The following is a 24008-nucleotide window of genomic DNA, read 5'->3' as shown; positions in this document are numbered from 1 at the left end:
CCATGAGCGCTCGCAAGCAACAGCTTCTCAAGGCCCATCGACGCAGCAAGCGTCTGTTCCTCGTCGCCTTTCTGGTGGCGCTGTTGCTGATCGGTGTATTGATCGCCTGGTGGCTGGTGCCGCTGTTGCTGGTGCTTGCCTGGGTTGCCCACGAAGCGTGGTTTGCCGATCACTTGTTTTACCGCCCCAGCGACGATTATCAATACCGGTTTCCCGCGAATACAGCACGTCAGGCCGTCAGCCTGGATGGCGGTGTGGTGCGCCTGAGCGAGCCATTGGCCCCGGGTGAAACGCTGATTCTCGAGCTTGAAGTGAAGGCCGGTTGGCTGGGGCGCTGGCTCGATCCGTATGTTCAGGTCGGCAATGATCGCCAGGATTTTGAACGTGGGGTCAAAGGGCGGCGTTTTCTCAACCTTTCCGGACAAGCGACGGCGCTGGGCCAGGGTTCGCTGTCGCTGCGCGGCCACCATTGCACGCCGGGTGCCACGGGCGCGCTGTGGGTCATGGCCAACCCTGACTACGCTCGCCAGCGCGTCATGGTCATCGCGCCGCATGCCGATGATGCCGAGCTTGCGGCATTCGGCCTTTACAGTCGCAGCGAAGACGTCAGCATCGTCACCCTTACCCAAGGCGAGATCGAGGCTGAAGACTTCCAGCGACTGGGCCTTGATCAAGCCGCTGCCGCACGCTTGAAAGGCCGCTTGCGCAGCTGGGACAGTCTGGTGATTCCGCTGTGGGGCGGTGTGCCCGCAGAACGTTGCGTGCAACTGGGTTACTACTGTCTGCAATTGCCTGCAATGGCCGCCGAGCCAGGCAAGGCGTTTGGCTCTCGCGAGTCGCAGGAAAACGATGTGCGCAGCGTGCGCAGACACAACCCGCTGATCTTGCCCGGTGACCTTGACGGGCAACCGACCTGGCAGAATCTGGTCGGCGACCTGGTAGCCCTGCTGGAGCACTATCGTCCGCAAGTGCTGGTGACACCGCATCCCGAACTGGACCCGCACAGTGACCACGTCGCCGCCACTCAGGCGCTGCTTGAGGCCGTTGGCCGCAGCAACTGGAAGCCGACGACCCTGCTGATGTACGCCAATCATCTGCATGACAACGACCGTTGGCCGATGGGGCCGGCAGGTGCCGGTATCGCACTGCCGCCGGCCATCGAGGCATTGCCAGCCGATCGCTTGTGGAGCCCGCTGCTGTCAGCCGACGTGCAACTGGACAAGGCCATGGCACTGGCCATGGAGCATGATTTGCAGGGTGGGCAAGTGTTCAAGCGGCAATTGCGTCGCTGGATCCAGCACGGACTGGCGGGGCGCCGCTGGCCTGTCACGGGCAGTAACGAATTTTTCCGCAAGGCGGTCCGGCGCCACGAATTGTTCTGGGTGCGCGACCTTTCAGATTGAGGCGGACGGCGCTTTACCCTGTGTTAATATCGCGCCCCTGTTCATTTTGTATGTGGGTTGCTCCATGAAGTTGTCCATGCCGCGTTTCGATCAAGCCCCGGTCTTGGTAGTCGGCGATGTCATGCTCGACCGCTACTGGCATGGCGGAACCTCACGGATTTCCCCTGAGGCACCGGTGCCGGTCGTTAAGGTCGAGCAAATCGAAGACCGTCCGGGCGGCGCCGCGAACGTTGCCTTGAACATTGCCGCGCTGGGTGCGCCGGCGTCTCTGGTCGGTGTGACCGGTGATGACGAAGCCGCCGACAGCCTGAGCAACAGTCTCAAAGGCGCGGGCGTTCGGGCCCTGTTCCAGCGCATCGCGCACCAGCCAACCATCGTCAAGCTGCGGGTCATGAGCCGGCACCAGCAACTGCTGCGTATCGACTTTGAAGAACCGTTTGCCACTGACGCCCTGGCCCTTGGCTCGCAGGTCGACGACCTGCTCGAAGGCATCAAGGTCCTGGTGTTGTCCGACTACGGCAAAGGCGCGCTGAAAAACCATCAGGCGCTGATCCAGGCGGCCCGGGCAAAAAACATTCCGGTGCTGGCCGATCCGAAAGGCAAGGATTTCTCGATCTACCGTGGCGCCAGCCTGATCACCCCGAACCTCAGTGAGTTCGAAGCCATCGTCGGCGGTTGCGCCGATGAACACGAACTGGTGAGCAAGGGCGCAACCCTGATGCACGATCTCGAACTCGGTGCGCTGCTGGTCACTCGAGGCGAACACGGTATGACCCTGCTGCGTCCGGATCATCCGGCACTGCACCTGCCGGCCCGTGCCCGTGAAGTGTTCGATGTCACCGGCGCCGGTGACACCGTGATTTCGACCCTGGCCGCTGCCATTGCCGCCGGCGAAGAGCTTCCGCACGCTGTGGCACTGGCCAATCTGGCCGCCGGCATCGTCGTCGGCAAGCTCGGTACCGCTGCCATCAGCGCCCCGGAACTGCGTCGCGCCATTCAGCGCGAAGAAGGCTCCGAGCGCGGTGTGCTGGGCCTCGAGCAGTTGCTGCTGGCGGTAGCCGATGCCCGCGCGCACAACGAGAAGATCGTCTTCACCAATGGCTGTTTCGACATCCTGCATGCCGGCCACGTGACTTATCTGGAGCAGGCGCGAGCCCAGGGCGATCGTCTGATCGTCGCGGTCAATGACGATGCGTCCGTCAGCCGACTGAAAGGGCCGGGGCGCCCGATCAACAGTGTTGACCGGCGTATGGCGGTTCTGGCCGGGCTCGGGGCTGTGGACTGGGTCATCAGCTTCCCTGAAGGCACACCGGAAAACCTGCTGCGTGAGGTCAAGCCGGACGTGTTGGTCAAGGGCGGCGATTACGGGATCGACCAAGTGGTGGGTGCCGATATCGTGTCGGCTTATGGCGGCACCGTGAAAGTGCTGGGACTGGTGGAAAACAGCTCGACAACAGCGATTGTCGAAAAAATCCGCAGTCGTTGAGCAGATGAATCTTTACCGTTGTGTACTGCGTGTGAACGGATTTTGCCTTGGGGATCTAACCGTTTCCGTTGATGTTGGCAGGTTTGAATCCGATGCGCTTGCCTGCCTATGTCGCGTGGTCAATTAACTTATGAAAGTCATGCTCCTGGTGATGGACGAGCAGCGGGTCATTCTTGACCGGCTCTACGACATCGTGCAGCAGAACTGTGATGAATGTGTCATCCACCGTCTGAGCAAACAGCAACAGATGAACCTCGGGCCGTTTCTGGCCTCGGTCGATTACCAGATGTTCGACCGCGTGGTGATCTTCTCCCGGGTCAAGCGCCTGGCCCCGCAACTGCGGGTGCTCAAGTGCATTCCCGGGCTGATCTTTCTCGAACACGACGCCTACCAGAACTACATGCCTGCCAGTAAGTATCGGGGCGTGTATTCGCGGCTCTACAGCCGTCTGCCGAGCTGCCGCGCACTGGTATCCGGTGCGGTGGTCGCGCGCAAAATGCTCGCTGAAGGCATTGATACAGTGTTCGTCTCCAAGGGTTACGACGAGCAGATGCTGCGCAACATCGGCACTGAGCGGGACATTCCCGTCGGTTTTCTCGGCAGCCTGAAAAGCACCGAATATGCCGAACGCAAAGCACTGCTCGAATCGCTGTCGAAGCGAACCGGGATGCTGGTGACGCGCACGAAGTCGGGCTCGGAGTATCTCGAAACGCTCAATCGCATCAGGATCTTTGTCAGCGCCGATATCGGCATGAACGAGTTCATGATCAAGAATTTCGAAGCCATGGCCTGCGGTTGTGTGCTGCTGGCCTGGAGCCAGGGCGAAGAAGACCAGTTGCTCGGTTTCGAAGACATGCACAACACCGTGTTCTACCGCAGCGAAGACGAAGCGGTGGAAAAGATCAAACTGTTGCAAGGCAACCCTGAGCTGGCGGATCGCATCGCCAGCAATGGTCAGGCCTTTGCACAGAGCCGTTATTCCTTCGCGCGGGTTGGCCAGTCCCTCGCGGCTGAAATCCAGCGCGAGATGCGCCCATGGCAGCCGCCGTCGGCATTTACGCGGTTCTGGGTGAAGCTGCGTCACGGGATGAAGGTGCCGGTCTGAATGATGGACGAACACATGGCGCTGGATGCGCTGCCCGGTGGTGACCAGTCGGTGTTGGGCGCTTTGCCCGAGGCGTTGCGCGAGTGCCTGAGTCGCGCAGCGCGGGTCATCCTGATTGCCAACAACCCGGCCATCACGGCGACGGATGTTCAGGCGCTGAACATAGGCGTCGATGACGTCGTCGTCAGCTTCAATACCTGCATCAAGGCAGCGCTGCTCAACGCGCAAAGCGCCAATGTCTTTGTGCACGGCTATAACGCCCCGGACCATTACTTTTTCGGCCTGCCTTACGGGCCGGACGTACAACGACTGATCAATCAGGCGAGTGAACGGTGTTTCACCCTGTTGGTCGGTTGCGCGGCACCGATGTGCCCGTTACCGCGGGTGGCGATGTACTGGGATCGCATCCCGTTGCCGCCGCTGTGGAACTATCCGGTCGACCGGCCGGGAGGCAAGCGTTACGTCGGCCCCACGACCGGTTTCAACACGCTGGTGTTGCTCGACTGGTTGCGCGGTCAACCCGGTTATAACTATCAACTGATGACTCTGGGTTTTTCCAACGAAGCCGGCAAGCTGTGGGGTGGTCACGCCTGGGATTACGAGCGCGACTGGCTGCAGAAGTCGGACGTCATCGTAGTGCCCCTGCAACCCCGTCGCTGGTGGCAAAAGCTGTTCCGCCAGAAATAAGCGATAGCCTGTCGCCGGCCGGCCCGAACTACTTTCAAAAGGTGCTGTTGAGTGTTGAAAATTGCCGTGGCCTTTTTCGGGATTCCGAGAAACTCGCCGATTTGCTACCCCTCCATCGAGCAGAACGTCCTGGCGCAGTTGCCTGCGGGCAGCGACGTAAAGTGTTTTTATCACCTGTACAAAATCGATGAAGTGCAGAACTCGCGCTCCGGCGAAAAAGGCCAGTTGGCGGCGGACAACTATCAGCCCTTCGAATCGATGACCGGGACGCTGACTTCAACCGAAGGCGTGCTGGAGCGCTGGGATTTCGAGCAGGTCAAGGCACAAGGCGACACGTGGGCCGATGACTTCGCGTCGCTGCGCAACCTGATCTATCAGCTCAACTCGCTGCACACCGTGACCACGATGATCGAGGCCTTCGATCCGGATTACGTGGTGTTCGTGCGACCGGACAATTTCTTCCACAACCCGCTGCCTGCTTATGTGTTCAATCATCCAGAGGCCCGGCGGCACAATGCCTACATTCCTGACTGGCAGTGGTGGGGCGGGTTGAATGACCGCTTTGCCATTTGTGGGCGCGACACTTACGTCGCCTACGGCAAGCGGATCGAGCGCATCTTCGAATTCTGCAAGGCGACGGGGCGAAAGCTGCACTCCGAGCGTTTGCTCAAGTACGCATTGCAGCGGGTTGATGCCAAGGTTTGCACATTGAAAACCCAAGCATCACGGGTACGCATTACCGGCGCATTTGCCGAAGAGTCGTTCTCGCCCAAGCGTGGCATGGGCAAGCGTGAGAACCGCTACTTCCATTTCTTCGCGACCTTGCGCACATGGATCGATAGCAAGCGCTAACCGGCTATTTGCTCGCGCGTTTTTTGCCGATGCCAACCAGGCGCAGCGCCTTCAGACTCAGTTGCTTGAGGCCTGTGCGAGGGGGCTTTGCGGGTTGCAGGCCTTGCTGCACGACCCAGTCCTTCCAGCGAATTCGTTCATCGCGTACGACCCAGCCCTCTTGAGTTGCGAAGCTCTCTGCGAGGTAAAGTCCGCGGGTGCCGGCCGGCAGGAGTTTGTCGCGCTTGAGGGTATAGAGTTCGGCCAGTGGTGCACCGTCCTTGAGCGGCATCAGATAGAGGTCGGGGCGCTTGCGGTCGAGCCGTGCCACCAGTTGATCACCTTCCAGGCGCTCATCGACATGGAACAGGCTCAGGGATTTGGCTTCCTTGGGCACGTCCAGACGCAAGTCATAGATCAATTGCAGCGACGCGGTCGGCAAATGCACATAGGCGCGCGGCCGTTCCAGCAATTGCAGGTTGGCGCAACGAATCGGGCGCGCCGAGCCGGACAACGGCGTCAGCCGAAACGGCAAGGCCTCGCGGTAATGCAGCGCGGAGGAGTAGGGCGCCGGCAGCCACGTGTCGTTGAAACGTCCGCCGAGCCAGCCTTCCGGGGTTTCCAGCAAACACTCTTCGGCAATTTCCTGGATGGCCGTGTGCAGCGGAATATTCAGTTCGTGGGCCGGTACGTAACCGGAAATCAGCTTCAGCACCACGTCGCCGCGATCCTGCCGGCGCTGGCGTACCAGCACCCAATAATCGCGATTCTGCCAATGCAGGGTCAGGCGCACCGAGACTCCGAGATTCGCCAGCTCCAGCGAAAAGCGCTCGGCATCCGCCACGCTCACCGGTTTGCGTCGCTGCAAGGTCTGCGCGAAGTTCAGCGGCATGCCGACGCTCTGATAGGTCAGGCCTTCGGGGGTGGCTTCGACGAACAGCGGCAGGGTCTTGAAGTTGCTCGGGTTCTTTCTGATGAGCGTGCGCGGCATATCGGCTCCTGCTTAAGGCCGCGGGGCGGCGTCAGTGACCACGAAGGACCTGGGCAACGGTCGCAACGTTATGGGCGAGGTGCAGCGGATTGATCGTCCCGACAATAGCACTGGCTACGCCGGGCTGGGCAAACAGCAATTCGAAGCTGGCACGCACCGGGTCCACACCTGGGCTCAGGCAAACGTGACCGCTGGCCAGGGCCTTTTTCACCAGAATGGCTTTGCCATGGGCAGCAGCATAGTCAATGACTGCCTTCTCGCTCTGTTCGTTCAGATTGTAGGTGACCATCGCGCAGTCGCCCTGCTCCAGTGCCTTCAGGCCACCTTCGACGGTTTTGCCGGAGAAACCGAAGCCGCGAATCTTGCCCTCGGCCTTGAGTGCCGCGAGTGTGGCGTACACCTCTTCGTGCTCGAGGATCGCCATGTCATTGCCGTCGGAGTGCACCAGCACCAGATCGATAAAATCGGTTTCAAGACGTTGCAGGCTGCGCTCCACCGACAGGCGCGTGTGGGCCGCGCTGAAGTCGTGGCGTGACTCGCCGTTGGCAAACTCTTCGCCGACCTTGCTGACAATCACCCAGTCCTGTCGCTGGCCCCGCAGTAGCGGGCCGAGGCGTTCTTCGCTGCGGCCATAAGCCGGCGCGGTGTCGATCAGGTTGATGCCCATACCCTGCGCTTGCCGCAGCAGCATGCGCGCCGCCTCATCGTCGGGGATCTGAAAACCGTTGGGGTATTTCACCCCTTGATCACGGCCGAGTTTGACCGTGCCCAGGCCCAGTGGCGAAACCGTCAGGCCGGTGCTGCCCAGCGGGCGATGCAAGTCATGCAGGGTAGCGATACTCATGGCAGCAGTTGCTCCCAGGCTGGGACGCCCAGCGGTGGTTTTGGCAGGGGCGGCAAAGGTGCGGCGGCTTGCGGCTGGATGCCGTCGCGCTGCAGAGAGGCGATCACCCGATCAGCAAAATCCGGAGCCAGCGCCAGTTTGGTCGGCCAGCCGACCAGCAAGCGTCCCTCTTCAGCGAGGAAGGCATTGTCCGGGCGCGTCAGGCCGGTTTGCAGCGGCTCGGCACGGTCGACGCGCAAGGTCGCCCATTGCGTGGTGCTGAGGTCGATCCACGGCAGCAACTGCGCGATTTCTTTCTGCGCGGTGGCGATCTGCTCGGCGGGCTCGCGGTTTACACCTTCGCTCTCGGCGATGTCGCCGCCCATGTACCAGACCCATTGGCCATCCGCCGCCGGGTGCGTGGTCACGGTGATACGCGGCTTGGTGCCGCCGCCCAGGCAGTGTGCGTACAGCGGTTTCAGGCCCGGGCCTTTGGCGATGATCATGTGCAGTGGCCGGCGTTGCATGGCCGGATGGCTCAGGCCCAGAGCGGTGAGCAGATCAGCGGTGCCGGCGCCGGCGCTGAGGACGATGCGCTGCGCACGGATCTCGCGACCGTCGACTTTCAAGCCGACCAGCACACCCGCTTCCAGCAACGGCTCGATGGTTTGCCCGGCCAGCAAGCCGTCGCCGGCCAGATCGGCCAGGCGTTGAATCAGGCTAGGCACATCGACCACCAGTTCGGCGAGGCGATAGACCTTGCCCTTGAAACGTTTGTCCTGCAGTGCCGGCGGCAATTGATCGCCCTTGACCTGATCGACACGGCCACGCACGGCTTTGCTGGCGAAGAAACTGGTGAGGTTGCCGGCCAGAGTGCCCGGCGACCACAGGTAATGCGCTTCGGAGAGCAGGCGCACGCCGGACAGGTCCAGTTCACCGTCGCCGGCCAGCGCTTCACGCCAGCGGCGTGGCATGTCGGCGATGGCTTCCGAGGCGCCGGTCAGCGCACCGTGCAACGCGTATTTGGCACCACCGTGGATGATGCCCTGGGATTTCACACTCTGCCCGCCGCCGAGGCTGGCGCTTTCCACCAGCACGGTCGAAAAACCCTGACGGCGCAGGCGCGCGTTCAGCCAGAGGCCGGCGACACCAGCGCCGACAATCAGAACGTCGGTGGAAATAACGGATGGCATGCAACGACCTCAGTGTTCAAGACGAGGGCGCAGTATACAGACTCGGGAAAGGGGCGGATTTGTCGATGATCAACAGGCCGAATGCAAAACCTCTGGCCTGACAAATCCCCTGTGGCGAGGGAGCTTGCTCCCGCTGGGTCGCGAAGCGAGCCCAAAACCTGAGACCGAGTTATTGCTGACACTCGGTGGTGTGCGATTTTACGACTGCTACGCAGCCGAGCGGGAGCAAGCTCCCTCGCCACAGGTTTTGGAATGTGCTTGAGAGGGATTAATGGCCGGCGGTTTTCGAGAACAACTGGATGACGACGACACCCAGGACAATCAGCGCCATCCCGAGCATCGCCGGGATATCCAGTTTCTGCCCATAGATAAACAGCGCCGCCACGCTGACCATGACGATGCCCATGCCGGCCCATACCGCGTAGGCCACGCCCACCGGCACGGTACGCACCACCAGCGTCAGCATCCAGAAGGCGATGCCGTAGCCGACGATCACCAGAATCAGCGGCAGCGGCGTACTGATGCCCTTGACCGCTTTCATCGAAACGGTGGCTATCACTTCGGCGCAGATGGCAATGGCCAGATAGACGTAGGCGTTCATGTGTAAACCCTCATAGGAAACGTTGCTTGCTGAGGCGGTATTCTAGAGATTCACCAGATGCGGTAAAGTCATTACCTATCTGTTTACAAGATGGGTTGGTGACGCAACATGCAGTGGAATCTCGATCAGCTACGCGTTTTTATCGATGTCGCCGAACAGCGCTCGTTCTCCGCCGTGGCGCGCAAGCAGCGCAAGGCGCAGTCGGCGATCAGCAGCGCCATCGCCCTGCTCGAAGATGATCTGGGCGTCAGTCTCTTCGAGCGTAGCAGCGGTCGCCAGCCGTGCCTCACCGAAGCGGGAGAAGCGTTGCTGGAAGAGGCCCGCGAAGTCTTGCGTCAATGCGAACGCCTCAACGGCCGTGCCATGGCGATGATGCGCGGGCAGGAAGCGCAGTTGCGCGTGGCGCAGGATGAGGCGATGCCCTATCAGGCGCTGGTGGAAAGTTTCGGTGCGCTGGCCGAGCAATTTCCCAGCCTGGAAGTGCAATTGACCAGCGCCGCCCAAGGCGAGGTCGCACGCAAACTGGTGGAGCGCCGCGCCGATCTCGGGCTGTTGTTCTATCACGACGAAATCCCCGAAGCGCTGGAGCGGCGGGTGCTTGGCAGTGTGGAAATGGTCACGGTCTGCGGCATCAATCATCCGTTGGCGACGCAATCCTGGGTCACTTGCCAGCAACTGGCGCAACACCGGCAGTTGTTGATGTCGACGCAAACCAGTGTCTATCCCGGCAACGAACCGGCCAGCCCGCAGGTATGGCGTGCCGACAGTTTTTACGTGATGGCCGAATGGCTGGTGCGTGACCTTGGCTGGGCCTGGTTGCCGCGCCATGTGGTGCAGTACTCGGCGTATCAGGGATTGATGGTCGAACTCGACAGCGAATGGACCCCGCCGGCGCTGGTGGTCGAGTTGGTCTGGCGACGCGACGAGCCTCTTGGTCCGGCCGCGTGCTGGCTGGCTGAACGTTTTGCCGTGCACTTGCAGGCGATCGACGGCAAAAGTCGATAAACTCCGCCGCCATGAATAGAACTCTCTACACCGCGCTGTTTTACCTGGGGCTGCCATTGGTGGCGATTCGGCTGTGGCTGCGCTCGCGCAAGGCACCGGCGTATGCCGAGCGGATTGGCGAGCGTTTCTCCTACGGGATGCCGACGCTGCAACCCGGCGGCATCTGGGTACACGCGGTGTCGGTGGGCGAAAGTATCGCCGCCGCGCCGATGATCCGCGCCTTGCTGCAACGTTATCCGACGCTTGCGATCACCGTGACCTGCATGACCCCGACGGGTTCGGAGCGCATTCATGCACTGTTCGCCGATGAGCCGCGCATCCAGCATTGTTATCTGCCGTATGACTTGCCGTGCGCGGCGGCGCGGTTTCTCGATCGTGCGCAACCGAAACTCGCGGTGATCATGGAAACCGAATTGTGGCCCAACCACATTCACCAATGCGCCAAACGCGGGATTCCCGTGGCGCTGGCCAACGGCCGATTGTCCGAGCGCTCGGCTCGCGGTTACGCGCGTTTCAGCAAACTGACCGCGCCGATGCTCGCCGAGATGAGCTTTTTCGCCGTGCAGACCGCCACTGAGGCGCAACGCTTCCGTGATCTCGGTGCGCGCCCGGAGACGGTCGAGGTGACCGGCTCGATCAAATTTGACCTGACCATCGACCCGCAGCTGCTGCAACGAGCCGCTGAGTTGCGTGGCCAATGGCAGGCGCTGGAGCGTCCGGTGTGGATCGCCGCGAGTACCCACGAGGGCGAGGATGAAGTGGTGCTGGACGCCCATCGTCGCTTGCTCGCCAACTATCCGAATGCGCTGCTGATCCTGGTGCCGCGTCATCCGGAGCGTTTCAACTCGGTGTTCGAACTGTGCCAGCGCGAAGGCTTTGCCACGGTGCGTCGCTCGACCGGCGTCAGTGTCAATGCGCAGACGTCGGTACTGCTCGGCGACACCATGGGCGAGTTGCTGTTTCTCTATGCCTTGGCGGACAGCGCGTTTGTCGGCGGCAGCCTGGTGGCGAATGGTGGGCACAATCTGCTGGAGCCCGCCGCGCTGGCGAAACCGGTGTTGAGTGGCCCGCACCTGTTCAACTTCCTCGATATCGCCGCGCAATTGCGTGAGGCTGGCGCGTTGGCCGAGGTGGATGATGCCGAAGGGCTGGCGGTGGAAGTGCAGCGTTTGTTCGAACTGCCACGGGATGCACAGCGCATGGCTGATGCGGGGCTGGCGGTGATGCGTCGCAACCAGGGTGCGTTGCAGCGTTTGCTGGATGGCTTGGGCAGGTTGATCAAATAGCTCGTTCACCAAACCATTGTGGTGAGGGGATTTATCCCCGACCGGCTGCGGAGCAGTCGTAGAGCCGGTAATCGGGGTCTTCCTGAATCAATACGGTGAATGGGTTCAGGGCTGCTGCGCAGCCCATCGGGGATAAATCCCCTCGCCACAGTCCGCCGCTATTACAGGAAAAGGCAGCAATCTTTTGCTTTTAAGGCCGGGCCTTGAGCTGTGCTTCCGCTGCCTTGGCCAGATCCGGTGGCAGGAAGTCCTTGTCCGGGTTGTAGTCGGCCTTCAGATACCGCGTCAGATCCTGCAAGTCCCCCGGATTCAACGTCCCCGCCGCCTGCTTCAAGCGCAGGTTGTCGAGGATGTAGTCGTAGCGGGTGTTGTTGTAGTTGCGCACCGAGGTGTACAGCTGACGCTGGGCATCGAGCACGTCGACGATGTTGCGCGTACCGACCTGATAACCGATTTCCGTGGCTTCCACCGCGCTCTGGTTGGAGATGATCGACTGACGGCGTGCCTGCACCTGCTCAACGTCGGTGTTGACCGCGCGATGCAGATTGCGGGTGTTTTCGACGATCTGTCGACGCAGGGATTCGCGCTGCTGTTCGCTCTGATTCAGTTGTTCATACGACTGGCGCACTTGCGAACTGGTCAACCCGCCACTGTAGATCGGGATGTTCAGTTGCAGGCCCAGCGTGCTCTGTTCGACGTTGCCACGGTATGGCGTGCCAAAAGCATTCGGGTTGGCGAAACCGAGGGCGTCGTTGTCGCCTTTTTCGTATTTGGCCACGGCGTCGAGGGTCGGCAGGTGGCCGGCCTTACGCTGCTTCAGGGTCTGTTCGGCCGAGCTGACGGCGAAGTTGCTGGCGAGCAGATTGAGGTTCTGTTTCGCCGCTGTATCGACCCAGGCCTTGGCGTCGTTCGGCGCCGGCGGCAGGATCGGCAGCGTGTGGACGATGCCCTGAATCGAGTTGTACTGACGGTTGGTCAGGGTGATCAGTGCTTCGAACGCATCATCGACCTGACGCTGGGCGACGATCCGGTTGGCCCGCGCGGTGTCGTAACTGGCTTGCGATTGCAGCACGTCGGTCTTGTCCGACAGGCCGACATCGAAGCGCTCGTTGGACTGATCGAGCTGGCGCTTGAACGCCGCTTCTTCGGCCTTGGTCGAGGCCAGATTGTCCTGACTGCGCAGCACGTTGAAATAGCTTTCGGCCGATTGCAGGATCAGGTTCTGTTCGGTGGCCGACAGTTGCAGCGCGGCCTGTTCGTTGACGTCCTTGGCCGCCTGATACTGGAACCAGCGATCGGCGCGGAACAGCGGTTGGGCGAGTGTCGCCTGATAGGAATGCGCGCTACGGTTGGCAATGGCCGAAGGCTGGTCGATCGAGGTGCGTACGTCGGCGACTTCAGCGCCGCCGGACAGATTCGGCAGCAATCCGGCGCGGGCCTGCGGCACCACTTCCTTCTGTGCGCCGTACTGGGCGCGGGCAGCGGCCAGATCGGTGTTGTTGTCGACCGCTTCCTGATAGACGCTGACCAGATCGGTTTTGCTCGACAAGGGCGCTTCTGCTGCCCAGGCCATTGCGTTGGACGCACAAGACACGGCAAGAGCCAGTGAAAGTTTGCGCAGCATGAGGCGATCCCTAGCAAGAAATATTACGAAAATAATGTGAGCGCCAAGGCTACGGCGCGGCCCCGGTAGCGTCAAGGCGCGCAGGGCACAGCGAGTGTAGTTGCGCAATCGTGCGGCAACAATCCTGCAAGTCCCGCCAATTGCGCCATTCATCATGGTGTTTGCTGCGGTGTTGGCGTTCTTTGCCGGTTGTGTCTAGACTGGCCGGGTTCTTGTCGGGGTGCCTTGCTATGAGGCTGAGATCGAATAATTTCGGATCCCGTTGAACCTGATCAGGTTAGCGCCTGCGTAGGGAACAAGATTTCTCGTCACCCGGCGAGTCCTCTTGTGCTTCGTCCGGGAAATTGTTCGACAATCGAACGCTCGACGACGATGCACAGCACCGGTCCTGGTGCGTCCGTGCCTTTCAGGTTCTGCTCCGACAATCCACTGCCTGGATGCTGTCTGGAGAGCCCGTGATGACTACAAAATCTAAAAACGCGATCAACCTGAGTGACTCGGCCAAGGTCGACGAGCAATCGGTCAAGCCGTTCACCCGTTCGCAAAAAATCTACGTTCAGGGCTCCCGTCCGGACATCCGCGTGCCAATGCGCGAAATCACCCTCGATGTGACCCCGACCGACTTCGGTGGCGAAATCAACGCGCCAGTCACCGTCTACGACACCTCCGGCCCGTACACCGATCCGAACGTGGTGATCGATGTGCGTAAAGGTCTCGGCGATGTGCGTTCGGCATGGATCGACGACCGTGGCGACACCGAGCGTCTGCCAGGTCTGAGCTCGAACTTCGGCCAGGAACGCCTCGCCGACCCAGAGCTGACCAAACTGCGCTTCGCTCACGTCAACAACCCGCGCCGCGCCAAGGCCGGGGCCAACGTCAGCCAGATGCACTACGCACGTAAAGGCATCATCACCGCCGAGATGGAATACGTCGCCATCCGCGAAAACATGAAGCTGCAAGAAGCCCGCGCCGCAGGTCTGTTGCAGCAGCAACACGCCGGCCACAGCTTCGGCGCCAGCATCCCGAAAGAAATCACCGCCGAATTCGTGCGCGAAGAAATCGCCCGTGGCCGTGCAATCATTCCGGCCAACATCAACCACGTCGAACTGGAACCGATGATCATCGGCCGTAACTTCCTGGTGAAGATCAACGGCAACATCGGCAACAGCGCACTGGGTTCGTCCATCGAAGAAGAAGTGGCGAAACTGACCTGGGGCATTCGCTGGGGTTCGGATACCGTGATGGACTTGTCCACCGGCAAACACATCCACGAAACCCGCGAGTGGATCATCCGCAACTCGCCAGTGCCGATCGGCACCGTACCGATCTATCAGGCGCTGGAAAAGGTCAACGGCGTGGCTGAAGACCTGACCTGGGAGCTGTTCCGCGACACGCTGATCGAACAGGCGGAGCAGGGCGTCGACTACTTCACCATTCACGCCGGCGTACTGCTGCGCTACGTGCCGCTGACCGCCAAACGCGTGACCGGCATCGTGTCCCGTGGCGGTTCGATCATGGCCAAGTGGTGCCTGGCGCATCACAAAGAAAACTTCCTCTACACCCACTTCGACGAAATCTGCGAAATCATGAAGGCCTACGACGTCAGCTTCTCGCTGGGCGATGGCTTGCGTCCGGGCTCGATTGCCGACGCCAACGATGAAGCGCAATTCGGCGAACTGGAAACCCTCGGCGAGCTGACCAAGATCGCCTGGAAACACGACGTGCAGTGCATGATCGAAGGCCCGGGCCACGTGCCGATGCAGTTGATCAAAGAGAACATGGACAAGCAGCTGGAGTGCTGCGACGAGGCGCCGTTCTACACCCTCGGCCCGCTGACCACGGACATCGCGCCGGGCTACGACCACATCACCTCGGGTATCGGTGCGGCGATGATCGGCTGGTTCGGTTGCGCGATGCTCTGCTACGTGACGCCGAAAGAGCACTTGGGCCTGCCGAACAAGGATGACGTGAAGACCGGGATCATCACCTACAAGATCGCCGCGCACGCCGCCGACCTTGCGAAGGGCCACCCGGGCGCGCAGATTCGCGACAACGCCTTGAGCAAGGCGCGGTTCGAATTCCGTTGGGAAGACCAGTTCAACCTCGGTCTGGACCCGGACACCGCCCGTTCGTATCACGATGAAACACTGCCGAAGGACTCGGCGAAGGTCGCGCACTTCTGTTCGATGTGCGGGCCGAAATTCTGCTCGATGAAGATCACCCAGGAAGTCCGCGAATACGCGGCCAACCAGCGGATCGACGCGGTCGACGTGGATGTCGCCCAAGGCCTGGCGGAACAGGCCGAGCGGTTCAAGAAGGAAGGCAGTCAGCTGTACAAGAAGGTTTGATCTGACCTGAGTCCGGCGGCGCTCGCGCCGCCGTCATCGCGGGCAAGCCCGCTCCCACAGTGTTTTGCGTTGCCCACAAGATTTGTGTTCAGCGAGGATTCTGTGGGAGCGGGCTTGCCCGCGATGGCGATCAAAAAAACAACAAATGTCCCTCTGAGATAACACCCTTGAGCATTCAACCCAGCACTTATTCCCCCGATCTCGCCGTGCCCGCCGACAAGCGTGTATTCGGCGGTCGCGATCTGTTTTCCCTGTGGTTTTCCCTCGGCATCGGCCTGATGGTCTTGCAGACCGGTGCGCTACTAGCGCCAGGTCTGGGCCTGTCCGGTTCGTTACTGGCGATTTTCCTCGGCACGCTGGTCGGCGTTTTGCTGCTGGCCGCCGTCGGCGTGATCGGCAGCGACACCGGCCTGTCGTCGATGGCCGCGCTGAAACTCAGCCTCGGCCGCAAAGGCGCGAGCCTGCCGGCGCTGCTCAATCTGCTGCAACTGATCGGTTGGGGCTCCTTTGAAATCATCGTTATGCGCGACGCCGCCAGCCTGCTGGGCACCCGCGCTTTCGGCGAGCACTCGCTGTGGGCTTACCCGCTGCTGTGGACCTTGTTTTTCGGCACGCTGGCGACCTTGCTTGCAGTCAGCGGGCCGCTGACATTCGTCCGGCAGATCCTGCGCAAGTGGGGGATCTGGCTGCTGCTCGGCGCGTGCATCTGGCTGACCTGGAACCTGTTCGCCAAGGCTGATCTGGCGGCGCTATGGGCGCAGGCGGGTGACGGTTCGCTGCCGTTCGCCGTGGGCTTCGACATTGCTATCGCGATGCCGCTGTCGTGGCTGCCGCTGATCGCCGATTACTCGCGTTTCGGCAAGCGCGCGAAGAACGTTTTCGGTGGCACCGCGATCGGCTTCTTTATCGGCAATTTCTGGCTGATGAGCCTCGGCGTTGCGTACACCTTGGCGTTCGCACCGAGCGGTGAAGTCAACGCGCTGCTGTTGGCCCTGGCGGGTGCCGGGCTGGGCATTCCGTTGCTGCTGATTCTGCTCGATGAGTCGGAAAACGCCTTCGCCGACATTCACTCGGCAGCGGTGTCCAGCGGGATTCTGTTGCGCTTGAAAGTCGAGCATCTGGCCTTGGCCATCGGCGTGATCTGCACGCTGATCGCCTTGCTGGCGCCATTGGCGCAGTACCAGAATTTTCTGCTGCTGATCGGTTCGGTGTTTGCGCCGCTGTTTGGCGTGGTGCTGGTGGATCACTTCATCCTGCGCAAGCGCAGTGCTCAGGTCGCGTCAGCCGCATTGCGCTGGCCGGCGCTGTTGGCGTGGCTGGGTGGCGTGAGCACCTACCACTTGCTGGCGAATCTGTATCCGGATGTCGGCGCAACCCTGCCGGCGCTGGTGCTGGCAGGGCTGTTGCAGTTCGTGCTGGGCCGGGCCTTCAGTTACGGCCGGGAAACAGCTCGGGCTTGAGGATGCCGTTCAGACGCGGATAAGGAATCTTCAGTTCGACGTGGCCCAGCGCGTAAGGCGCGATGGTGGTCACGTCGTACTTGAGGATCACGCCGCCATAGGTCAGCGCCACGTTCTGGGTTTTCACGAACGGCCAGTTCTTGACGAATTCCGCTTCCTGATCGAGCTTGGTGCTGATCAACCAGCTGTTGTGCGCTACTTGCGCAGCCTTCCAGAACGCGTCTTCCTGACCCGGCAGCAGCATGTCCGACAGGTTCAGCACCTTGTGCTGCTGGCGCGAATAGTTGATGAAACCGCGCCCCGGGGTGCCATGTGCGCCGCCGGTGTCGAGGTAGCTCGACAACTCGATGATCACCAAGCCGTCATGCTGCTCACGTACTTTCGCTTGCAGGTAGCTGCTGTTGCGCGGGCCGGCATTGGCCAGGAACTGCTCGCGATAGGCTGCCAGGGTCGGCGCCACCGGCGCGTTTTTCTCGGTGCGGGTCATTTGCAACAGACGTTTTTCGATGATCCCGTCGAGTGCCGGTTCTGCCGGGAAACGCAGAGTGTCGATATTCACCAGTGGGCAGTCAGGGTTGGAGCAGCCGGGTTTCAGCTGTTCCGACGCATCGCGGGTGGTCTCCAGCGGTGTGCGGTAATTGGGCTGGAACAGGCTGGCGCAGGCACCCAGAGTCAGGGCGATGGCGGCCACGGAGGCAATTTTGAAAAGCGACATGGGCGTCCTTTCGAAAGCAGGGGAAGGCAAAAAGATATCCGCTTCGACTCTCGCAGAAGCAGTCAGTTCGCCACTAAGCTAATTAGAGTGGGTTTCGCCTCCACCGTCCATCCCGCTGACGGTAAAGGGGCTGCATCAAACGGTGCGGGCGCGTTAGGATGGCGCGAAGTCGAGGTTGCCGGTGACACGTTGCAGGTAACAAAAAGGCACCTCGTAATGGATTCGCAGTAAAGAGGATGCTTCATGACTGATTTTGCCAACGCCATTCCGACCACCGTCGATGTGGTAAAGCGCGAGCGCTGCTACGAGGGCTTCTACAAGCTCGACCGTTTGCACCTGCGCCATGAGTTGTTTGCCGGCGGCATGAGTCGGGAGATCAATCGCGAAGTGTTCGTGCGTCATGATGCCGTGTGCATGCTGCCCTACGATCCGCAGCGCGACGAAGTGGTGCTGATCGAGCAGTTTCGTGTGGGTGCCATGGGCAAGACTGACAACCCGTGGCTGGTCGAGCTGGTCGCCGGTCTGATCGACAAGGAAGAAGTGCCGGAAGAAGTTGCTCACCGCGAAGCGCAGGAGGAAGCTGGGCTGGACATCAAGGCCCTGTGGCCGATGACCAAATATTTCCCGTCGCCGGGCGGCAGCAACGAGTTCGTGCATTTGTATCTGGGGCGTTGCAGCACCGACGGCGTTGGCGGCCTGCATGGGCTGGAGGAAGAGGCAGAAGATATCCGCGTCACGGTCTGGGCCTTCGAAGATGCCTTGCAGGCCGTACGCGACGGACGCATTGCCAACGCGGCGAGCATCATCGCCTTGCAATGGCTGGCGCTGAACCGCGCCGAAGTGAGGGGGTTATGGTCGTAAACAAGCTGCGCGATCGTTATCGGGTTGACCTCGCAGGGCTGCAAGCCGCCTGCGAGGCCAATTACGCGCGCCTGATGCGACTGGTGCCGGACATGCGCAACGAACCCGAAGCGCGGCGCATCGCCGTGACTCAGGGTGAGCAAATGCTCGGCGTGCTGGCCCTCGAAGTCCTGCAGACCTGTCCGTACACCACCACCTTGCAAGTGCGCCAGGAACACAGCCTTCCGTGGCTGCCGGTGCCGCAACTGGAAGTTCAGGTCTATCACGACGCACGCATGGCTGAAGTGGTCAGCGCCGAACATGCACGACGCTTTCGCGGCATCTATCCTTACCCGAACGCCGCGATGCATCAGCCCGATGAAAAAGCTCAGCTCAATCTGTTCCTGGGGGAATGGCTGAGTCATTGCCTGGCGTTGGGGCACGAGTACGAAGTCGTACGCTAGTTGTGAACTGCGTCCGGTTCGGCGGTTTCCCCTTTCACTCGTCCCCCAGCATAATTGCGCCATTCAACCGAATCCGTGCCTTTGCCCTGGGAGAACGCCTTGCCGAGCGTATCCACGTTGACCACCGCCGACCCGGCGTTGCTGGTGCAGTTGTCCGACAGCCATCTGTTCGCTGAAGCGAACGGCACGCTGCTGGGCATGAACACCCGCGAGAGCCTGCAAAAGGTCATTGAGCTGGTGCTGGGGCAGCAGCCCCAGATCGATTTGATTCTGGCTACTGGCGATATTTCCCAGGACGGCACGCTGGAGTCGTATCAGCAGTTTCGTGAAATGAGCGCGCAGATCGATGCACCCGCGCGCTGGATTCCCGGCAATCACGACGAACCGCAAATCATGGCGGTGGCGGCGGTGCAGAGCGCGTTGCTGGAGTCGGTGGTCGATATCGGCAACTGGCGGGTGACTCTTCTGGATTCGGCGGTGCCGGGTTCAGTGCCGGGTTATCTTCAGGACGATCAACTGCAATTGCTGGCCCGCTCGTTGAGCGAAGCGCCGGAGCGTCATCATCTGGTGTGCTTCCACCATCATCCGGTGTCGATCGATTGCGCGTGGATGGAACCGATCGGCTTGCGCAATCCTGAGGCGTTTTTCGAGGTGCTGGATCGTTTTCCACAGGCGAGGGCGGTGTTGTGGGGGCATGTGCATCAGGAAATTGATCGCGAGCGCAATGGCGTGCGCCTGATGGCCTCGCCGTCGACCTGCATTCAGTTCGAACCGGGCAGTGAAGACTTCAAGGTCGGTGAGCAGGCGCCGGGTTATCGCTGGTTGCGGCTGCTGCCGGATGGTCGCCTCGAAACGGGAGTTGAGCGCGTTACCGATTTCGAATTCACCATCGATTACGGCTCCAACGGCTACTGAATACCGAGTCGCGGCCTTCGCGAGCAGGCTCGCTCCCACATTGGAACGCGAACACCTGTGGGAGCGAGCCTGCTCGCGAAGGCGTCCTTACAAACACCCACGAATTCCCTGACTCCCTGTAAACTCCGCTATCTTTCGCCGACACCCAGGGAGCTCAAATGTCCGGTTCGATCCTCTATATCCACGGCTTCAACAGCGCACCGGCCTCGAAAAAGGCCTGTCAACTGGTCGAGGTGATGAAACGACTGGGTTTGAGCGATCAACTGCGTGTCCCGGCCCTGCATCACCATCCGCGCGAAGCCATCGGTCAGTTGGAGCAAGCGATTGCCGAACTGGGCAGTCCGTTGCTGGTGGGAAGCTCACTCGGCGGCTACTATGCGACTCACCTGGCCGAGCGCCATGGCCTGAAAGCCCTGTTGGTCAACCCAGCCGTCAGTCCGCACCGGATGTTCGACGGTTATCTGGGCACGCAGAAAAACCTGTATACCGATGAAACCTGGGAATTGACCCATGACCATGTGACGGCGCTGGCCGAACTGGAAGTGCCGGCACCCCAGGATGCACAGCGTTATCAGGTCTGGTTGCAGACCGGCGATGAAACACTGGACTATCGCCTCGCCCAGCAGTATTACCGGGCCTGTGCCTTGCGCATTCAGGCCGGCGGCGACCATGGTTACCAGGGATTTACCGGGCAGTTGCCGGCGTTGTTGAGTTTTGCCGGCATTGGCGCCGATTTGTATCAGGCAATCGATTTCAACGCACTGTGAAGTCTTGCCCCTATTTCATGAATGACTGACGACGAGACCCTATGGCCACTCCCAGCGCTAGCTCTTATAACGCCGACGCCATCGAAGTCCTCTCGGGCCTCGACCCGGTGCGCAAACGCCCCGGCATGTACACCGACACCAGTCGGCCGAACCACCTCGCCCAGGAAGTCATCGACAACAGCGTCGACGAAGCCCTGGCCGGCCACGCCAAATCGGTACAGGTCATCCTGCACGCCGACCACTCGCTGGAAGTCAGCGACGACGGCCGTGGCATGCCGGTCGACATCCACCCGGAAGAGGGCGTGTCGGGCGTCGAGCTGATCCTCACCAAGCTGCATGCGGGCGGCAAGTTCTCCAACAAGAATTACCAGTTCTCCGGCGGTCTGCACGGCGTAGGTATTTCGGTGGTCAACGCCTTGTCGACCGAAGTCCGGGTGCGCGTCAAGCGTGACGGCAACGAATACCAGATGACCTTCAACGACGGTTTCAAAGCCTCCGAGCTGGAAATCGTCGGTACGGTCGGCAAGCGCAACACCGGCACCAGCGTGTACTTTGCGCCGGATCCGAAATACTTCGATTCACCAAAATTCTCCATCAGCCGTCTCAAGCACGTACTCAAGGCCAAGGCCGTTCTGTGCCCGGGATTGTTGGTCAGCTTCGAAGACAAAGGCACCGGCGAGAAAGTCGAATGGCATTACGAAGACGGCCTGCGCTCGTATCTGGTCGACGCCGTCAGCGAATTCGAGCGCCTGCCGAATGAACCGTTCTGCGGTGCCTTCGCCGGTAACAAGGAAGCGGTCGACTGGGCGCTGCTGTGGCTGCCGGAAGGTGGCGACGCGGTGCAGGAAAGCTACGTCAACCTGATCCCGACGGCGCAGGGCGGTACCCACGTCAACGGTTTGCGTCAGGGCTTGCTCGACGCGATGCGCGAATTCTGCGAATTCCGCAGCCTGCTGCCGCGCGGCGTGAAGCTGGCGCCGGAAGACGTCTGGGAGCGCATCGCTTTCGTCCTGTCGATGAAAATGCAGGAGCCGCAATTCTCCGGCCAGACCAAAGAGCGTCTGTCGTCCCGGGAAGCGGCGGCGTTCGTTTCCGGTGTCGTGAAAGATGCGTTCAGCCTGTGGCTCAACGCCAACCCGGAAACCGGTCTGGCGCTGGCCGAACTGGCGATCAACAATGCCGGTCGCCGCCTCAAGGCGAGCAAGAAAGTCGAGCGTAAACGCGTCACTCAGGGCCCTGCACTCCCGGGCAAGCTGGCTGACTGCGCCGGGCAGGACCCGATGCGTTCCGAACTGTTCCTGGTCGAAGGTGATTCCGCCGGCGGTTCCGCCAAACAAGCGCGGGACAAGGAATTCCAGGCGATCCTGCCGTTGCGCGGCAAGATCCTCAACACCTGGGAAGTCGACGGCAGCGAAGTGCTCGCCAGTCAGGAAGTGCACAACATCGCCGTGGCCATCGGTGTCGATCCGGGCGCCGCAGACATGAGCCAGTTGCGCTACGGCAAGATCTGCATCCTCGCCGACGCCGACTCCGACGGTCTGCACATCGCGACCTTGCTGTGCGCGTTGTTCGTCCAGCATTTCCGCCCGCTGGTGGATGCCGGTCACGTTTACGTCGCGATGCCGCCTCTGTACCGCATCGACCTCGGCAAAGAAATTTACTACGCCCTCGACGAAGCTGAGCGCGACGGCATTCTTGACCGTCTGGTAGCCGAGAAGAAGCGCGGCAAACCGCAGGTCACCCGATTCAAGGGGCTGGGTGAGATGAACCCGCCGCAGTTGCGCGAAACCACCATGGACCCGAACACTCGGCGTCTGGTGCAATTGACGCTGGGCGAAGACTTTGCCGAAACCTCGGAAATGATGGACATGCTGCTGGCGAAGAAACGCGCCGGTGACCGCAAGACCTGGCTCGAATCCAAAGGCAACCTCGCCGAGGTGCTGGCCTGATGCGATTTGGCTGGGCCCTGGCAGGTGCGTTACTGCTGAGTGCGATGACCGTTTCGGCCGAGCCGTTACAGGAATTGCGCCTGCTCTCCGAGCATCCGGTTGACGGCATGCGCGGTGGCAACCTGTCGGGGCTGGCCTTGTGCGGCAATGAATTGTGGACGGTGTCCGACCGCGATGATGAGCAGATCTACCGGCTTAAAACCGCAGATCAAGTCTGGCTGGCTGAAACCGTGCACATCGATGTGCCAAAGGTGCCTGACAGCGGCTTGCCCTGGGGTTTGAGTTCGCGCACCTGGGCGGCCTCGTTCGTTCGTGGCGGCGATCTTGATTTCGAAGGCATCACCTGCGACAACGCCGGCAATCGCTACATTGTCAGCGAGGCCCACGCAGCGGTACTGCAAGTGCCGCCACAAGGCCCGGCGTCGTGGCTGAAGATTTCGCCGATGCTGGTGAAAGAGGCTCGGGCCAGCGGCATGTTGCTGCACTTCAATGCGCTGTTCGAAGGCCTGGCGATCAACCCGGCGGGCGATCAGTTGTGGCTGGCCGCTGAGCGTGAGCGCCGTGGCCTGCTGAAGATCAAGCGGCAGCAAACGGTCTGGGATTGCGAGGGCGCCTGCGTGCTGCTCAGCGAAGGCGGGGTCGAGATGCAGCCGCCGCAGTTTCCCAAGGCCCGTGCCGTCACCCGCGACTTCGCTGATCTGTCGCTGTTCAACGGCAAGCTGTTTACCCTCGAGCGCAATGCGTTTCAGATTTGTCGTCGCGATGCGGTAACCGCCAAGGTCGAGCTGTGCTGGTCGTATGCCGAAGATGCCTTGCAGCCACAGCGCCAGTACTCACAGGCCTACGGTCTGGCGGAAGCGCTGGTGGTGGATGCCCAAGGCGCGTGGATCGGCATCGACAACAACGACGGTGCCCGCAACGACGGCGAAAAACGCCCGATCGTCTGGCGCTTTGCCGCGCCTGACGGCGGTTGGAGCGCCAAGCCGTGAGCCAGCAACCGCCGGGCAAACGCGCCGGTCGGGTGCTGATGATTCTAGCGTGGTGTGCTGCACTTTTTCTGGCCACACGGTTTTTCGGCCAGTGGGAACAACGCCAGCAGAATCCGAACGTCGTCGTGAGTTCGGAGCAGGGCGAAGGCTTTATTGAAGTGAAGCTGGCGAGCAATGCCCAAGGGCATTTTGTCGCCAGCGGCCAGATCAACGGTGAGCCGGTGGAGTTCATGCTCGACACCGGCGCGACCGATGTGGCGATCCCGGCGGATCTGGCCAAGCGTTTGAAGCTGGAAGAAGGTTTCGGTGTGACCCTGAGCACGGCCAATGGCCTGAGCCAGGGCTATCGGACAAAAATTGCCCGCCTGCAACTGGGCGACATCGTGCTGCGGGATGTTCGCGCACTGGTGGCGCCGGGGCTGCATGGCGATCAGGTGCTGCTCGGTATGAGCGCCCTGAACAAACTTGAATTTACTCAGCGCGGTGGCACCATGCTGCTGCGCCAGACAACGAACCGATGAGGCCT

Annotated in this window: 22 protein-coding genes and 1 riboswitch; of the genes, 16 read left to right on the top strand and 6 right to left on the bottom strand. The window is 61.1% G+C overall.

Annotated elements, in window-relative coordinates; all coding sequences use genetic code 11:
- Positions 1–2 precede the first annotated feature (2 nt).
- The 5 genes from AC3WMT_RS11705 to AC3WMT_RS11685 all read left to right on the top strand — a co-directional run bounded on the left by AC3WMT_RS11705 (position 3) and on the right by AC3WMT_RS11685 (position 5533).
- Positions 3–1403 (top strand): PIG-L deacetylase family protein, encoded by a 1401-nt coding sequence (locus tag AC3WMT_RS11705; protein WP_103304625.1) that lies wholly within the window; start codon positions 3–5, stop codon positions 1401–1403.
- Positions 1404–1467: 64 nt separating this feature from the next.
- Positions 1468–2889, top strand: a complete 1422-nt coding sequence (gene hldE / locus AC3WMT_RS11700; protein WP_103304713.1) for a bifunctional D-glycero-beta-D-manno-heptose-7-phosphate kinase/D-glycero-beta-D-manno-heptose 1-phosphate adenylyltransferase HldE — start codon at positions 1468–1470, stop codon at positions 2887–2889.
- A gap of 130 nt (positions 2890–3019) precedes the next feature.
- On the top strand, positions 3020–3994 hold the full coding sequence (locus AC3WMT_RS11695; RefSeq protein WP_103304626.1) for a glycosyltransferase family protein: 975 nt from the start codon (positions 3020–3022) through the stop codon (positions 3992–3994).
- Positions 3995–4681, top strand: coding sequence for a hypothetical protein (locus AC3WMT_RS11690; RefSeq protein ID WP_103304627.1), 687 nt, complete (start codon positions 3995–3997; stop codon positions 4679–4681).
- A 51-nt stretch (positions 4682–4732) separates the two neighbouring features.
- On the top strand, positions 4733–5533 hold the full coding sequence (locus tag AC3WMT_RS11685) for a hypothetical protein (RefSeq protein WP_103304628.1): 801 nt from the start codon (positions 4733–4735) through the stop codon (positions 5531–5533).
- 4 nt (positions 5534–5537) lie between these two features.
- Here AC3WMT_RS11685 and AC3WMT_RS11680 read toward each other — a convergent pair whose 3' ends face one another.
- The 4 genes from AC3WMT_RS11680 to AC3WMT_RS11665 all read right to left on the bottom strand — a co-directional run bounded on the left by AC3WMT_RS11680 (position 5538) and on the right by AC3WMT_RS11665 (position 9120).
- Positions 5538–6503, bottom strand: a complete 966-nt coding sequence (locus AC3WMT_RS11680; protein ID WP_103304629.1) for a metal ABC transporter ATPase — start codon at positions 6501–6503, stop codon at positions 5538–5540.
- Between the two features lie 31 nt (positions 6504–6534).
- On the bottom strand, positions 6535–7347 hold the full coding sequence (locus AC3WMT_RS11675; protein ID WP_103304630.1) for an aldo/keto reductase: 813 nt from the start codon (positions 7345–7347) through the stop codon (positions 6535–6537).
- A complete protein-coding gene (locus AC3WMT_RS11670) occupies positions 7344–8519 on the bottom strand; it encodes an NAD(P)/FAD-dependent oxidoreductase (RefSeq protein ID WP_103304631.1) in 1176 nt (391 codons plus the stop codon). The genes AC3WMT_RS11675 and AC3WMT_RS11670 overlap by 4 nt, the downstream gene beginning before the upstream one ends.
- Before the next feature lie 268 nt (positions 8520–8787).
- A complete protein-coding gene (locus AC3WMT_RS11665; RefSeq protein WP_103304632.1) occupies positions 8788–9120 on the bottom strand; it encodes a DMT family transporter in 333 nt (110 codons plus the stop codon).
- A gap of 108 nt (positions 9121–9228) precedes the next feature.
- On the opposite strand from AC3WMT_RS11665, the gene AC3WMT_RS11660 reads away from it, so the two are divergent.
- Both AC3WMT_RS11660 and waaA read left to right on the top strand, forming a co-directional pair.
- Entirely contained in the window at positions 9229–10125 is an 897-nt protein-coding gene (locus AC3WMT_RS11660; RefSeq protein ID WP_103304633.1) for a LysR family transcriptional regulator, read from the top strand.
- Positions 10126–10136: 11 nt separating this feature from the next.
- Entirely contained in the window at positions 10137–11411 is a 1275-nt protein-coding gene (waaA, locus tag AC3WMT_RS11655; RefSeq protein WP_103304634.1) for a lipid IV(A) 3-deoxy-D-manno-octulosonic acid transferase, read from the top strand.
- 190 nt (positions 11412–11601) lie between these two features.
- Here waaA and AC3WMT_RS11650 read toward each other — a convergent pair whose 3' ends face one another.
- The gene (locus tag AC3WMT_RS11650) at positions 11602–13035 is read right to left on the bottom strand and encodes a TolC family outer membrane protein (RefSeq protein WP_103304635.1); all 1434 of its coding nucleotides are present in this window, start codon (positions 13033–13035) and stop codon (positions 11602–11604) included.
- 206 nt (positions 13036–13241) lie between these two features.
- Positions 13242–13347: riboswitch (TPP riboswitch) on the top strand.
- A gap of 146 nt (positions 13348–13493) precedes the next feature.
- Between AC3WMT_RS11650 and thiC the strand changes: the two genes are divergently transcribed.
- Both thiC and cytX read left to right on the top strand, forming a co-directional pair.
- Positions 13494–15383 (top strand): phosphomethylpyrimidine synthase ThiC, encoded by a 1890-nt coding sequence (thiC, locus tag AC3WMT_RS11645; protein ID WP_103304636.1) that lies wholly within the window; start codon positions 13494–13496, stop codon positions 15381–15383.
- Between the two features lie 167 nt (positions 15384–15550).
- Positions 15551–16843, top strand: a complete 1293-nt coding sequence (gene cytX / locus AC3WMT_RS11640; RefSeq protein WP_103304637.1) for a putative hydroxymethylpyrimidine transporter CytX — start codon at positions 15551–15553, stop codon at positions 16841–16843.
- Here the strand turns inward: cytX and AC3WMT_RS11635 are convergent.
- The gene (locus tag AC3WMT_RS11635) at positions 16812–17558 is read right to left on the bottom strand and encodes an RsiV family protein (RefSeq protein ID WP_103304638.1); all 747 of its coding nucleotides are present in this window, start codon (positions 17556–17558) and stop codon (positions 16812–16814) included. The genes cytX and AC3WMT_RS11635 overlap by 32 nt on opposite strands.
- A 243-nt stretch (positions 17559–17801) precedes the next feature.
- On the opposite strand from AC3WMT_RS11635, the gene AC3WMT_RS11630 reads away from it, so the two are divergent.
- The 7 genes from AC3WMT_RS11630 (at position 17802) to AC3WMT_RS11600 (ending at position 24003) form a co-directional block, all read left to right on the top strand.
- On the top strand, positions 17802–18419 hold the full coding sequence (locus AC3WMT_RS11630; protein ID WP_103304639.1) for an NUDIX domain-containing protein: 618 nt from the start codon (positions 17802–17804) through the stop codon (positions 18417–18419).
- Positions 18410–18862: a DUF1249 domain-containing protein gene (locus AC3WMT_RS11625; protein ID WP_064117171.1), complete on the top strand. Its 453-nt coding sequence runs from the start codon at positions 18410–18412 to the stop codon at positions 18860–18862. Before AC3WMT_RS11630 ends, AC3WMT_RS11625 begins: the two co-directional genes overlap by 10 nt.
- A 99-nt stretch (positions 18863–18961) precedes the next feature.
- Positions 18962–19777, top strand: a complete 816-nt coding sequence (gene cpdA, locus AC3WMT_RS11620; RefSeq protein ID WP_103304640.1) for a 3',5'-cyclic-AMP phosphodiesterase — start codon at positions 18962–18964, stop codon at positions 19775–19777.
- Between the two features lie 158 nt (positions 19778–19935).
- The gene (locus AC3WMT_RS11615; protein WP_103304641.1) at positions 19936–20544 is read left to right on the top strand and encodes a YqiA/YcfP family alpha/beta fold hydrolase; all 609 of its coding nucleotides are present in this window, start codon (positions 19936–19938) and stop codon (positions 20542–20544) included.
- A gap of 41 nt (positions 20545–20585) precedes the next feature.
- Positions 20586–22493 carry a DNA topoisomerase IV subunit B gene (parE, locus tag AC3WMT_RS11610; RefSeq protein ID WP_103304642.1) on the top strand — a complete coding sequence of 636 codons (1908 nt, stop codon included), beginning with the start codon at positions 20586–20588 and terminating at the stop codon, positions 22491–22493.
- On the top strand, positions 22493–23482 hold the full coding sequence (locus tag AC3WMT_RS11605) for an esterase-like activity of phytase family protein (protein WP_103304643.1): 990 nt from the start codon (positions 22493–22495) through the stop codon (positions 23480–23482). Before parE ends, AC3WMT_RS11605 begins: the two co-directional genes overlap by 1 nt.
- The gene (locus tag AC3WMT_RS11600; protein WP_103304644.1) at positions 23479–24003 is read left to right on the top strand and encodes a retropepsin-like aspartic protease family protein; all 525 of its coding nucleotides are present in this window, start codon (positions 23479–23481) and stop codon (positions 24001–24003) included. The genes AC3WMT_RS11605 and AC3WMT_RS11600 overlap by 4 nt, the downstream gene beginning before the upstream one ends.
- Positions 24004–24008: the final 5 nt, after the last annotated feature.

Source organism: Pseudomonas sp. FW305-7 (assembly GCF_058786735.1).
Note: the sequence above shows the minus strand (reverse complement) of the source record. Positions and strands in the feature narration are given on the sequence as shown.